Annotated in this window: 11 protein-coding genes; 8 read left to right on the top strand and 3 right to left on the bottom strand. The window is 38.5% G+C overall.

Annotated features, from left to right (window positions below; translation table 11 throughout):
- Positions 1 to 44: 44 nt before the first annotated feature.
- Positions 45 to 1,175: a tRNA guanosine(34) transglycosylase Tgt gene (gene tgt / locus ACT29I_RS04420; protein WP_430931577.1), complete on the bottom strand. Its 1,131-nt coding sequence runs from the start codon at positions 1,173 to 1,175 to the stop codon at positions 45 to 47.
- Between the two features lie 596 nt (positions 1,176 to 1,771).
- On the opposite strand from tgt, the gene ACT29I_RS04415 reads away from it, so the two are divergent.
- The 8 genes from ACT29I_RS04415 (at position 1,772) to ACT29I_RS04380 (ending at position 8,544) form a co-directional block, all read left to right on the top strand.
- Entirely contained in the window at positions 1,772 to 2,923 is a 1,152-nt protein-coding gene (locus ACT29I_RS04415) for a glycosyltransferase (RefSeq protein WP_430931576.1), read from the top strand.
- Positions 2,914 to 3,525 (top strand): RNA polymerase sigma factor, encoded by a 612-nt coding sequence (locus ACT29I_RS04410; protein WP_430931575.1) that lies wholly within the window; start codon positions 2,914 to 2,916, stop codon positions 3,523 to 3,525. Before ACT29I_RS04415 ends, ACT29I_RS04410 begins: the two co-directional genes overlap by 10 nt.
- A gap of 105 nt (positions 3,526 to 3,630) precedes the next feature.
- A complete protein-coding gene (gene rsmG / locus ACT29I_RS04405) occupies positions 3,631 to 4,251 on the top strand; it encodes a 16S rRNA (guanine(527)-N(7))-methyltransferase RsmG (protein ID WP_430931574.1) in 621 nt (206 codons plus the stop codon).
- 101 nt (positions 4,252 to 4,352) lie between these two features.
- On the top strand, positions 4,353 to 4,511 hold the full coding sequence (gene rpmH / locus ACT29I_RS04400; protein ID WP_044262814.1) for a 50S ribosomal protein L34: 159 nt from the start codon (positions 4,353 to 4,355) through the stop codon (positions 4,509 to 4,511).
- A gap of 98 nt (positions 4,512 to 4,609) precedes the next feature.
- A complete protein-coding gene (locus tag ACT29I_RS04395) occupies positions 4,610 to 5,437 on the top strand; it encodes a PASTA domain-containing protein (RefSeq protein WP_444792744.1) in 828 nt (275 codons plus the stop codon).
- A 3-nt stretch (positions 5,438 to 5,440) separates the two neighbouring features.
- A complete protein-coding gene (locus ACT29I_RS04390) occupies positions 5,441 to 6,496 on the top strand; it encodes an RluA family pseudouridine synthase (protein WP_430931572.1) in 1,056 nt (351 codons plus the stop codon).
- Positions 6,497 to 6,732: 236 nt separating this feature from the next.
- Positions 6,733 to 7,713, top strand: coding sequence for a D-alanine--D-alanine ligase (locus tag ACT29I_RS04385; RefSeq protein WP_430931571.1), 981 nt, complete (start codon positions 6,733 to 6,735; stop codon positions 7,711 to 7,713).
- Positions 7,714 to 7,827: 114 nt separating this feature from the next.
- Positions 7,828 to 8,544 carry a DUF2490 domain-containing protein gene (locus ACT29I_RS04380; RefSeq protein ID WP_444792743.1) on the top strand — a complete coding sequence of 239 codons (717 nt, stop codon included), beginning with the start codon at positions 7,828 to 7,830 and terminating at the stop codon, positions 8,542 to 8,544.
- A gap of 208 nt (positions 8,545 to 8,752) precedes the next feature.
- Here the strand turns inward: ACT29I_RS04380 and gcvP are convergent, their stop codons facing one another.
- Positions 8,753 to 11,629 carry an aminomethyl-transferring glycine dehydrogenase gene (gene gcvP, locus ACT29I_RS04375; protein ID WP_430931569.1) on the bottom strand — a complete coding sequence of 959 codons (2,877 nt, stop codon included), beginning with the start codon at positions 11,627 to 11,629 and terminating at the stop codon, positions 8,753 to 8,755.
- Positions 11,630 to 11,946: 317 nt separating this feature from the next.
- Complete coding sequence (locus ACT29I_RS04370) at positions 11,947 to 14,307, bottom strand: tetratricopeptide repeat-containing sensor histidine kinase (protein WP_444792742.1); 2,361 nt, start codon at positions 14,305 to 14,307, stop codon at positions 11,947 to 11,949.
- Between the last annotated feature and the right edge of the window lie 9 nt (positions 14,308 to 14,316).

Raw genomic sequence — 14,316 nt, 5'->3', positions numbered from 1 at the left:
GGTTTATTTCGATATTGGTTTAACCAAGTTAAGAAGCTGATTGATCACAGTCTTAACGACATCTGTTTTACCATTTTGTCTTTCCATTCGCTAAAATCACCGGCTTGAATATGTTTACGTGCTTCCTGCACCAACCACAAATAAAAGGCCAAATTATGCAAGCTCCCAATTTGTGCCGCCAAAAGTTCTTTTGAAACAAACAAGTGCCGAAGGTAAGCTTTGGTGTAATGACGGTCGACAAAGGAGGTTCCTTCTGGGTCTATAGGCGAGAAATCATCTTTCCATTTTTCGTTTTTCATGTTCATCACACCTCTCGAAGTAAAGAGCATTCCGTTTCGTCCGTTTCGTGTGGGCATCACACAATCAAACATGTCCACGCCAAGCGCAATGGATTCCAATATATTCACCGGAGTTCCAACGCCCATCAAATAGCGAGGTTTGTCCTCGGGAAGGATGCCGGTAACCACTTCCGTCATTTCATACATTACCTCTGCGGGTTCTCCAACAGAAAGACCGCCAATGGCATTCCCCGCTCTCTCAAAAGAAGCAATGTATTCGGCCGACTGTTTTCTGAGGTCTTTGAAACCTGCCCCTTGTACTATGGGAAAAAATGTTTGAGAATAACCGTATTTCGCTTCCGTTGCATCAAATTGAGTGATTCCTCTTTTCAGCCAGCGGTGGGTAAGCTCCATAGAGTTTTTAGCATACTTGTGATCCGCATCCCCAGGTGCACATTCGTCAAAGGCCATTATAATATCCGCCCCAATGATTCTTTGTGTATCAACCACGTTTTCAGGCGTAAATAAATGTTTCGATCCATCTATATGTGATCTGAAAACAGCCCCTTCTTCTTTTAGTTTTCTGTTGCCACTTAAGGAAAATACCTGATAGCCGCCGCTGTCTGTTAATATAGGACGGTCCCAACCATTAAACTTGTGCAGCCCTCCAGCTTTTTCAATTATTTCTAATCCCGGGCGTAAATACAAATGGTAAGTGTTGCCGAGGATTATCTGGGCTTCAATATCCTTTTTTAAATCGTTAAAGTGCACGCCTTTAACGCTTCCCACAGTTCCTACGGGCATAAAAATAGGCGTTTCTATTTCTCCATGGTCCGTGGTTATTTTTCCTGTCCGTGCTCTGCTTTTGGGGTCTGTTACTTGTAATTCAAAATCCATTCGGTCTACATTTGGGGCTGCAAATATAAAAATACATTATATACTTCACCCTGTATATTTTATAAAAATAAATCACTTGTGTCAGTCAATATTGAAATGAAAGGAAAGGTTGAATGAAAATTTTTTTTTAGCCGATAGGCAGGCTTACTTTGTTCTGCAAGACAAATATTTCGAACATCCTGGTATTTTAGCCAATTGGAAAAACCTTAAAAAAGGTTATCCGGACAGGAATAAAAAACCTCCAAATTATTTTACTTTTTACAAAAAAAAAGTGGATGGATGCATTTTTTTGACTCGATTAAAAAGAGCGTTATGTTATAATTAGTGTAAGTCTACGTTTAACAGCCAATGCATCACAATACAACACCTCATCTTAAGTAATTTTTAGTGTTAGAATGTAAGTGTGGCATAAATATGGTTAAGGGTGGGTAAGGTGTTGGATATGAGATTGTAGAAAATGAACCCAATGATTATTGTCTACATGGCCGCAATCTATAAAAAAGGGGAACTTTTATTTTTTTAATGCGTAATGCTATAGAAGCAAAGTTAAATGAGTTATACTTGCCAGAGTCTTATTAATTAAACATATTTGAAAAGTGGAATTATCAAATTTAATACCAACCCATGGCCCTTGGCTTTATGTATTTATTGTATTGCTAAGTGCTTTTTTTATACAAATATTTTACCATTTGTTTTTCTACAACGTATTGGATAAATATTTGAAGAACTATACGGAAGAAAATGATTTTTCGTATCCACCTATTTCAGTAATAATTTGTGCTAGGAATGAGTCTAAAAATCTGAAGCAACATCTTCCTTCTGTATTAGAACAGGATTATCCAGCACCGTTTCAGGTGATTGTTGTTAATGATGCTTCTGAGGATAATTCGGAGTTGGTATTGGCTCAATTAAACGAAAAGTACAATAATTTATATTTTACGAGTATACCTTATGATAAAAAATTTTATCATGGTAAAAAGCTGGCGGTTACTTTGGGAGTGAAAGCGGCAAAGTATGAGCATCTTTTATTTACAGATGCAGATTGTGAACCGGCAGGAAAATATTGGATAAAAAACATGGCCGAAGGATTTGCATCCGGTAAAGATATTGTGCTGGGATATGGCCCATATAAAAAACAAAAAGGATTTGTGAACCTTTGGCATAGGTACGATACTTTTCAGATTGCGATACAATATTTATCGTTCGCCTTAAAGGGAGTTCCGTATATGGGGGTGGGGAGAAACATGGCTTATAAAAAGTCGCTCTTTCAAAAACATGAAGGATTTAAAAGCCACCAGCACGTATTGTCGGGAGATGATGATTTATTTATACGAGATGCAGCAACAAAAGATAATGTAGCTGTTGTTGCATTACCGCAAAGTCAAACCAAATCGGTTCCGGTAGCTAGCTTAAAGGAGTGGAAACGACAAAAAAGCAGACATTTGACAACCTCTCATTTCTATAAGTTTAAAACTAAGATGCTGATTGGTTTGGAGGCTTTATCGAGACAAATATTTTGGGGCATATCTTTAATATCTGTTTTTTTTTCTAATTTTGCCGTAGTTTTAATTGCAGTAATAATTATTAAATTGGCAGTTCAATTTTTTATTCAAAGTAAAATAGCCAGGCAATTAGAAACAACCGAATTACCTTGGGGCGGGTTATTGTTAGATTTTATTCTGCCCTTAGTAACGGGAACATTGCTTTTTAGTGGAAAAAGACAAGCAAAAAAATATAAATGGACTTAAATCCAAACTTATCAGAAAAGGCTAGACACGATTATGCACTCGTTCAATTAGCTGTGAAGGGCGATCAAAAAGCGTTTGCCGAACTTATGGGTAGATATCGCGATGCCATCTACTTTATGTTGTTGAAGATGGTAAATAATAAAAGTGATGCAGAGGATCTAACCATTGAGGCTTTTGGAAAAGCTTTTAAAAACATTCATCAATATTCTCCCAACTACGCATTTAGTACTTGGCTTTTTAAAATCGCTTCCAACAATTGTATCGATTATTTGCGTAAGAAACGCAATAATATTGTTTCTATAGATGGAACGCACATCAGTGAGGAGAAAGAGAACGATTCACCTATACATTTGAAGGATGAAACTCCGGATCCGGAAGAAGGTTTGATAAAACAACAGAAGGCTGTATTGATGCGAACGGTTGTTAAAAAACTGAAGCCAAGATACCGTACTTTAATTGAGCTGCGTTATTTCAACGAATTTTCGTACGAGGAGATTGCGCAAGAGCTTGATTTACCTTTGGGAACAGTAAAAGCGCAGTTGTTCAGGGCTCGCGAACTCCTTTTCAACACCCTTAAAAATACCGACGTTAAATTAGATTAGCATTATACAAATTACACGTTTTCTACATATAAGTATGTAATTTGCATAAAGCTAAAGCAAAATTTATAATGCATTGTTATTGGGAGAAAAGAGGAAGGGATATTAATGGATTTGATTCAAAAATACTTTGCCGGATTATCGGAAGAGCAGGTAAAACTGTTCCAAAAACTTGAGGAGCTATATCCCGAGTGGAATGACAAGATCAATGTGATTTCACGCAAGGATATTGATGAGTTGAATATTCGTCATGTTTTACATTCGCTGGCAATAGCGAAATACATAAAATTCAAACCGGGGACAAAGATAATCGATGTAGGCACAGGTGGCGGTTTTCCCGGCATCCCGTTGGCTATTTACTTTCCTGATTGCGAGTTTCATTTGGTAGATTCTATTGGCAAAAAAATTAAGGTGGTTGAAACTATCGCCCAGGAACTTGGGTTGAACAATGTAATGGCACAACAGGCCCGATCCGAAAATATTAAAGGAAAATACGATTTTGTGGTAAGTAGGGCTGTAACTGCATTCCCTCGTTTTGTTTCGTTAACAAGGCACTTGATAAGCAATAAAAGCAAAAATGCCGTTACCAACGGGATCTTGTATCTTAAGGGAGGCGACTTTGAGGAAGAAATAAAACCGTTTAAGAAAAGCACGTCCGTTATAGCGTTGAAAGAATATTATTCGGAAGATTTCTTTGAAACCAAGAAATTAATTCACCTTACATTTTAAATAAATCTTTTATTTTTTTTGGAAGAAGAAAATAAAGATGTATTTTTGCAGTCCGAAAATAGAAACTAACGAACTGTCGAAAGATATAAAAAAGTAATACGATGAAAAGGACATTTCAACCTTCGAACAGAAAAAGAAGAAACAAGCACGGATTTAGAGCTAGAATGGCCAGCGCTAACGGACGTAAAGTTTTAGCTTCGAGAAGAGCTAAAGGTAGGAAGAAACTGAGTGTTTCAAGCGAGAAAAGACATAAAGCATAATTAATGCTTCATCAGATATTAAAAAGGATTCCTCGTGAATCCTTTTTTTTTGCCTTTTTGTATTATTTTTGAGCTCGTCTTGAATAAAACACAAACTTATGTCGGTTCTTAAATTTCTGGTCAGCAAAAAGTTTTTTCTGCATATAGCATCAGCCGTTGGTCTGGTGGCTTTAATATTGATCAGCACCTTTATTACGCTGAATATTTATACCCATCACGGTGAAAATTACGCCACACCGGATTTCTCAGGTTTAACAGAGAAGCAGTTTATCGATTTGGTGCAACAGAAGAAACTTAGGTATAAAATCATTGATTCGGTTCATATTTCTGAAATGACACCGGGTGTTGTGGTTGAACAAACACCCAAGCCAGGCAGTAAGGTGAAGGAAAACCGAACCATTTTTTTTACCATCAATGCCTATTCGGCAGAACAGGTACCCATGCCGCAGTTAGTCGATTTTTCGTTACGTAATGCCCAGGTAACTTTGGAGTCTTATGGGCTGAGGGTTGGGAAGTTGATTTACATTCCTTCGGAATATACCCAATTGGTGTTGGGTCAGCATTATCAAGGTAAACCCATTGAACAGGGTGTGTTGATTGCCAAAGGTTCAAGTGTCGACTTGTTGGTGGGGCAAGGATTAAGTGACGAAAAAACGGAAGTGCCGGACTTGTTTGGGATGACCCTGGAAGAAGCAAGGATTTTGTGCCAATCAAACGCATTAAACATAAACGCCGTTATTTACGATGATAGCATACCTACGCTTGAAGACAGTGCGAGGGCCTTTATATGGAAGCAGTTGCCCGAGATTGAATCCGGGAAGAAATTAAGACTGGGTTCTTCGCTGGACGTATGGTTGACCATCGATTCGTTTAAGATAATGCCCGATACTTTAATGGTGGATTCATTGGCCGTTCAAATAAACTAAGTAATGACGGAGCAGAAGGATAATAGAAAAGAAATGGAAGGACTGGAGGAAGAGCAAAATGAAATGTTTGAGCATTTCCGTTTTGTTACGGACGCAGGTCAAAAACAAATCCGTATTGATAAATTTTTGGTCAATAGAATGGAGAACGCTTCCAGGAACAAAATTCAGGAAGCAGCTTCCGCAGGGAATATATTGGTAAATGGAACTTCGGTAAAATCAAATTATAAAATAAAGCCCAACGAAACCATTACCATTGTAATGGAATATCCTCGCAGAGAGATCGAGATTATTCCAGAAGATATCCCATTGAATATTCATTATGAGGATGATTGTTTGATGGTCATAAACAAGGAGCCGGGGATGGTGGTGCATCCCGGACATGGGAACTATTCAGGTACATTGGTAAATGCCCTGGCTTATCATTTAAAAGATCTTCCGCTTTTTAATGCCGATGACCCACGACCCGGTTTGGTGCACAGAATAGATAAGGATACCTCAGGCTTATTGGTTGTCGCCAAAACGGAGCAGGCCAAAAACCATTTGGCACGTCAGTTTTTCGACAAAACAACGGAACGTTCCTATACTGCCATTGTATGGGGAAATATAGACGAGGAGGAAGGAACGATAACCGGACATATCGGGCGTAGTCTTAAAAACAGAATGCAGATGTCTGTTTTTCCGGAAGGAGAGTTTGGGAAGCATGCTGTTACGCATTATAAAGTGTTGGAACGATTCGGATATGTTACTTTGGTGCAATGCGTGTTGGAAACAGGACGTACCCATCAGATCCGTGCCCATATGAAATACATTGGACATACCCTTTTTAACGATGAACGATACGGAGGTAACGAAATATTAAAAGGAACAACGTTTACTAAATACAAGCAATTTGTGCAAAACTGTTTTAAGATACTGCCGCGACAAGCACTTCATGCCAAGTCGCTCGGTTTTATCCATCCCCGCACAGGGGAAAAAATGAGTTTTGATACTGAACTTCCTGAGGATATGACCATGGCTATTGAAAAATGGAGGGGTTATATTTCAAGTAGGGGACACTAAGAAGTCCGTAGTGTTCACCAGGTAAAACATTAGATATTGAGATAACCTTCCGATCTTGCGGAACAGGTTGTCCCGAAAAATTGCGGGAAGATATCATAACCTGTCCCTAACTAGTATTGGAAAGACTGCATAGTTACAAGGCAAAAATAAATCCGACGCAGCACTAAACTCAAAAAAAATGTACAATTGTGTGTCGGAACAAACATATTGTTAGTTATAAGTATAATCAAACAACCATGAATAAAAAAAACATAGCTGTTGTTTATGGCGGCGATTCATCGGAAATAATTGTGTCGCGAAAAAGCGCCCGGGGAGTATTGTCTTTTATCGACGACGCTAAATATGATTCGATACCTGTTTTAATTACTTCGGATAAATGGGTGGCCGAGGTAAACGGGCAGGAATTTCCAATTGATAAAGATGATTTTTCTTATTCGATACATGGGGAAAAAAAGTTTTTTGATTGTGCGTATGTGACTATTCATGGAACTCCCGGCGAAGATGGCAAGTTGCAGGGGTATTTTGATATGATAGGTATGCCTTACTCTACTTGTGGAGTGTTGCCGGCATCGCTATCGTTTAATAAGTTTGCCTGTAATACGTACCTAAAAGGTTTTGGTGTATTGGTGGCCGATTCGCTGCTGATCAGAAAAGGCACAGAATATAACATAGATCATATTATCGATACTCTTGGTGTACCGTGTTTTATTAAGCCCAACGCGGGAGGTTCCAGCTTTGGAATTACCAAGGCTCAAAAAATATCGGAAGTAAAACCTGCCATCGAAAAAGCCTTTAGCGAGAGCAACGAGGTGATCATCGAAAAATTTGTCGACGGAAAGGAATTTACCTGCGGATTATATAAAATCGTGGGAAAAGAAACCGTTTTCCCAATTACAGAAGTTATTCCTGCCAATGATTTTTTTGATTTTGAAGCCAAATACAACGCCGATAAAGCGGAGGAAATTACGCCGGCACGTTTGCCACAGGAAACGGCTGAAAGGATGCAAAAAATTACTTCGCTGATTTATGATATACTCGGCTGTAAAGGTATCGTACGAATCGACTATATTCTAAAGGAGAACAACATCTTTTTGCTGGAGGTAAATACCACACCGGGTATGACGGCTACCAGTTTTATTCCTCAGCAAATTAAAGCTGCGGGCTTAAATATAAAGGAAGTTTTCACAGAGATTATCGAAAGTTCTATGTCTCAATAGTTTGAATTTTAGGTCATTTTTTACACTTTTGTCGTCGATAACATTAAATTAACACAGCATTGTTCTTTGTGTTGCTAACAAGGATTTTTGCGCTCCGAATATTAGTGTGGGAAAATGATTTTTAAAAGAACGATAGTTTTTATTTGTATTTTATTACTTGCTAATGTTTTAAATGCTCAGAAACAAGAGCTTAGAGTGTTGGTTCTGGAACAATTTAAAATTGATCCGTCCTGGACAACCACTTTTGATGGTGGATTTTATAAGGGATATAACGGAGCAGATTGGACACGTTGGGGCATTAGAAATCTTACCGCCTACAAATTAAGCGGGAATGTATCTGTGGACGTTGGTTTTATGTATAATCGCACCGCAACTCCCGATAAGGTTGTGCAAAGTGAATTTCGTCCTCATCAATCTATAAAGTTTATGTATCCGCGGATGGCACATATGTCATTCTCGCACCGGTTTAGGATGGAAGAGCAGTTCTATACTTACAATCGTGACCGGGAAAACAAAAATGCCTCACGGTTCAGATATGAGATTAAAACCAAGCGTGCTTTTAACACTAATAAAAACATTGAAGCTAAAACGCCATATTGGATGGCCTCGGTTGAGTTCTTTTTTAACCCGGTAGGCAAAATGGAGCATGACCATATTTTATTCAACAGGGGGAGACATGGGATTGGAATCGGTTATAAGCTAAACTCAAAAACTTCTCTAGAAGGAACTTTATTTTATCAGCACACCCACAGCAATACTAACTTCTCCGATTATTCGGACATCGCTATTTTCAATGTATATATTAAAAACAGTTTGTTTTCGAGGAAATAAAAGGCTGCCTTCAAATCATAAAAGCAGCCCTTGTTTACCATTATTGTTATAATTTATACCGACATGTTAATGATGTATCGTTAAACCTACTACCTCGAAAAAATCGGGTAGGTTATCGGTAGAATTGCTCCATATAATTAAAGAATTATCGAGCATTAATTTTCGCCCTGTGTAAAATTCTTACCCAAGGCGAAGGGTCAAGATGATATTACTTTCCAATTAACTCGTATTCCTCGGGAGTACCACAAGCACAAATCAGGTTTCTGTCGCCAAAGGCATCGTCAACCCTGGCTACGGTCAGCCAAAATTTATTCTCACGAATCCATTCCAGTGGGAATGCCGCTTTTTCACGTCCATATGGGTGTGTCCATTCGTCGGATACCACCTTGTAATCGGGGTGAGGAGCATTTTTAAGAACGTTATCTTCCCTGTCCACAGCACCGGACTCTACTTCTTTAATTTCATTGTAAATTCCTTGCAGTGCTTCAATAAATCTATCCAATTCTTGTAAAGATTCACTTTCCGTAGGTTCTATCATTAAAGTTCCATGTACAGGGAATGATAATGTTGGCGCATGGAAGCCATAGTCCATCAGTCGTTTGGCAATATCAAGTTCTGTGATCCCAGCACTGTTTTTAAAGTGGCGGCATTCAAGTATCATTTCGTGTGCTACCCTTCCTTTTTCTCCGGTGTAAAGTATACCGTAGCCATCTTTTAAATGATGTGCCAAATAATTTGCATTAAGAATAGCCATCTCTGTTGACTTGGTTAAGCCATCACTTCCCAGCATTTTTATATAACCATAGGTAATGGGTAATACGCTGGCACTTCCCCATGGGGCAGCAGCTACAGCTGAAATACCTTTGCGTCCGGTCTGAACAACAGGGTGTGTGGGTAAAAACTCCACCAAATGTTTGGCTACGCCAATGGGGCCAACCCCAGGTCCACCGCCACCGTGTGGGATGGCAAAGGTTTTATGAAGGTTCAAGTGGCAAACGTCGGCTCCTATCAAGCCCGGATTGGTCAGCCCAACCTGGGCGTTCATGTTGGCACCGTCCATATAAACTTGTCCACCATTCTTGTGGATAATCTCACAAATTTCAACTACAGAAGCCTCAAATACGCCGTGAGTGGAAGGGTAGGTGATCATTAAGGATGATAATGTATCCTTGTGTTTTTCTGCTTTTTCTTTTAAGTCGGCTACATCAATGTTTCCTCTTTCATCACATTTAACCACTACTACTTTCATTCCGGCCATTACGGCACTCGCCGGGTTGGTTCCGTGAGCCGACGATGGGATGATGACCACGTTTCTTTGATCTTGGCCTTTGCTTTGGTGATAAGCCCTAATGACCATTAAGCCTGCATATTCGCCTGCTGCTCCGGAGTTTGGCTGAAGGCTAACGTCAGCAAATCCCGTTATCTCGGCCAAATCTCTTTTTAATTCGGCAAAAAGAAGGTGATAACCTGCTGCCTGGTCTCCGGGAACAAAGGGGTGGATGCCCCCAAACTCAATCCAGCTCAGCGGAAGCATTTCGGTAGCGGCATTCAGTTTCATGGTACACGAACCTAACGAGATCATCGAGTGTGTCAAAGAAATATCCTTGCGTTCCAGCTTTTTGATATATCTGACCATTTCTGTTTCGGAGCGATAGTGCTTAAATATTTCTTGTTGCAGATAATCACTGCTTCTTAAATATTCATTATTGATGGTACAGGCATCTGGTATTTCTCTAATTTCAGGTTCCTCGATACAGGCAGCACGGGCAAACACCTCCAATATCCAGTTGACATCTTCCAGATTGGTTGTTTCGTCAATGCTTAAACCAACATCGCCGTTCTCGAAATAACGGAAGTTCATTTCCAATTCCAGAGAATACTTCTCAATTAAATCAACCGAAGCATGTTGAGCCATCGAGAACCTGATGGTATCAAAATAGTTTTGGTTAAGCTGTTTGTAGCCTAATTTTTCAATTTCTTCTGTTAATAAGGATGCTATATTATGAATTTGTCCGGCAATTCTTTTAATACCCTCTGCACCATGGTACACGGCATAGAAACCGGCCATAGTAGCAAGTAGTGCCTGTGCAGTACAGATATTAGAAGTAGCCCTTTCGCGCTTAATATGCTGTTCGCGTGTCTGTAGAGCCATCCTTAAGGCACGGTTGCCGTTTTTATCTTTGGTAATTCCGATAATTCTGCCTGGCAAGAAGCGCTTGGCCGATTCCCTTGCAGCAAAAAAAGCGGCATGAGGACCACCATAACCCATAGGTACCCCAAAACGCTGGGTAGATCCAAATACGATATCGGCTCCCCATTCCCCCGGAGGAGTTAACAAAGCAAGGCTCAATAAATCGGCCCCCACGGCTATTTTACATTCGCTTTCATGGGCTTTTTCAACAAGTGCCTTATAATCTTCAATGTTACCATCAGAGTTAGGGTACTGAACAATTACGCCAAAGTGTTTATCTGTTGGTTCATAGCTTCTCCAGTCGCCAAATTGTAATTCAATACCCAATGGGTTAGCTCTTGTTTCCAAAACGGCGCGGGTTTGGGGCCATACTTTTTCGTCCACAAAAATAATATTTGCACCGGCCTTGGCCATAGCTCTTGGGCGAGAGTTAAACATCATCACCATGGCTTCTGCCGCTGCTGTGGCTTCATCCAATAGGGATGCGTTCGCGATCTCCATTCCGGTAAGATCAATAACTACCGTTTGAAAGTTTAATAAAGCCTCCAGGCGACCCTGGGAAATTTCAGCCTGATAAGGTGTGTATGATGTATACCACACGGGGTTTTCCAAAACATTACGATGGATAACGGCAGGTGTTATGGTATCGTAATAACCCATCCCAATATAGGTGTTGTAAACCTTATTTTTACCGGCAATGTCCAATATTTTTCTAAAATACTGACGTTCCGTTATTCCCTGCGCCAATCGCAAGGGTTCCTTTAATCTAATGTTTGAAGGAACAGTCTCGTCAATTAATGCTTCCATTGAATCTGCACCAATGGTTTTTAGCATTTCGTCAATCTCATGGTCACGAGGTCCAATATGCCTTGCAACAAATTTATCAGTAGCCATATCCGTTTTATAGTTTATTGCCTATGGAAGCAAAGTAATGCCGCCAGGCTTTCCTGTTAAAATGATGGTGTTAAAGGTAAGATTTAAAGAAAATTATAAAAATGATGTTTATGGCTTTTAATGATGATTTTTGTCAGCGCCCCCTGTTGGCCTTTTCCAATTCTCCAGCTGATTTAGTATAATTGTATTTTGGCACTTACAGGTCAACTTTTTCTAATCTCATTTGAAAACGGCACAAGCAGTGTTTTTTATGGCATAATATGTGGGTTAAGACACAATGTGCAATTGTAGCAGGCAGTTCTGATATAAGTACAAAGTTATTTTTGAACGTTGTAATATTTTTTTGATAAAGGTATAGTAAATAGGAATTTGCTTCCTATATCAGTTTTGCTTTCAGCCCAAATATTTCCGTTATGTTTCTCAATGAATTCTTTACATAAGATTAGGCCTAAGCCAGTGCCGGTTTCATTTTCGGTGCCTTTAGTTGATGTGTTTTCGTTGATGTCAAATAGCTGGGGTTGGATTTTTGGTGAGATTCCAATTCCTGTATCTTCGACAGATATTTGCGCAAGCTGTTGTTTGTTTTTATTTGTTATGACGTGAGATTTTATTATAATGTCACCGCCTTTAGGTGTAAATTTAATGGCATTGGACACTAAATTCAGAATTATCGTATATATCATGTTTTTATCGGCAATTACCAATATTTCTTTTTCGGATTTCAACCCCAACTTTATTTCCTTGTTTTCCGCAGTTTCTTTTAATAAGGTAATTATTTCATTAATTAATGTTTTAATATTTATTTTTTCAGGTGAGAATTTAATGATTCCTGTTTGAGATTGTGCCCAGGTTAGTAGGTTTTCAAGTAGTTTGTAGGTTTTTAATGAGCAGTCGTTAATGTACTGAATATATGTTTCCCTTTCTTCATCTTTATACATAGCATGATTTTCCAGTAAGAGTTCGGTAAAACCTAATATGCCTCCAAACGGACTTTTTAAGTCATGCGCAATTATTGAGAAAAATTTGTCCTTTGTTTTGTTTGCTTTTTCTAGTTCCTGGGCTACAGCTTGTATTTCTTCTTTTTGGATAGTAAGCTTTTTGTTTACTTCTTCTATTCGTTTTTTTTGTTTAGCCAGAATAAGATTCGCTTTTCGTTTTTGCAATAGGTTATGAAGGACTGCCAAAGCTAAAACAATTGCTAGAATAATACCGCCAATTAAAGAATCTCTGATGATTTTCTGTTGTTTTTCTTGTTCAGTGTGTATGGCATCTTTTTTCTGTTGTTCAAACTCCATGGCTTCTCTTTCTTTTTGGTATTTGTACTGATATTCCAGATTTGCCATGGATTTTATATTTTCTTCGTTATACAAGCTGTCGCTCATATTTTTAAATAAAACAAAAAACTTGTAGGCCTCTTTATATTCACCTAAAGCAGCTTTACTTTGAGCTAATATTTCGGCACTTTGTTTTATTAAATCAATATTGCCAATATCATTGGCCATAGAAAAGGCTTTATTACCGTATTTTTGGGCTAAAAGGTATTTCTTTTGATTTGCATAAAGGACAGAAAGACCTACATAACATTTCATTTCAATTTGCATATTAGCAATAGCTTTGCCAATGTTTAATGATTGATTATAATACGAAATGGCCTCTGAATACATTTTTTGCAGATAGTATATTTCAGCGAGATCTTTATATGCGTTGGCCAAACCGGTTTTATTCCCAATTTCCTTTTGTAAAGTCAGTGCTTTTTGATGGTTTTCCCATGCCTTTTCATAATCACCTTTGTTTTTGTAAATTAGTCCCAAATACTCATAATTATATGTCAGACCTGTCTTAAAGCCAATTTGTTCAGAGTAGTCTAATCCTTTTTGGCAATATTCTATGGCTTTGGAGAATTCGCCTTGTATATTTAAAATAAAAGCAATATTGGAAGCAGATACTGCCGCATCTTTGTAATTTTTCTGCTTCTCATCTATCCAAAAACTTTTTTGATAGCACTCCAATGCCTTTGGAAAATTTCCTTGCACATTATAAACAACCCCTAAATTGTTGAGCGCATAGGAAATGGATTTTTTGTTGGTTAAGTTGTACGCAATATCAAGTGCTTTCTTTTCATAGTCTAATGCTAAAGCAAAGTTGCCAATGTCACAATAGTCTGTGCCTATGTTGGCGTAACTATGGCAAATTGCTAAACTATCCTTTAATTCAATGTTGATATCCAACGCTTTTTTCTTAAAGTCCAACGCTTTTACAACATCACCTTGGAAATAATAGATGTCTCCAATAGCCAGCATGTTCTTCGCCATTCCTTTTTTATCAGAAATATCTTCAAAAATAGTCTGGCTTTTTTGGGCATATTCCAGCACCTTTTCAAAATCGGATATTGTGTTGTAATAATTTGCCATTTGGTAAAAGGCTTCTGCTTTACCTTTGGAATAATTTAAGGCAATCGAAATATTATATGCCTCTGTTATATATTTTTTTGATGTCTCGGGGTTAATGTTTTGAAATGCATTGGCAGTTTCATTTAATAAATTAACCCTGGTGCTATCTTTTTTTGAGCGGATCTGTAGAAGGTTTTTAAGGCTGTCGGTTTTAACAGTTTGGGCATCAATGCCAAATATACTTATTGTGAATAACAGAACATACGAAAGGTAAAGGTTGTATCTCATATTGGGTTA

It is taken from the genome of Saccharicrinis sp. GN24d3 (assembly GCF_052400645.1).
In the GTDB taxonomy this organism is placed as follows: domain Bacteria; phylum Bacteroidota; class Bacteroidia; order Bacteroidales; family Marinilabiliaceae; genus Saccharicrinis.
This window is presented reverse-complemented; position numbering and strand designations above follow the sequence as displayed.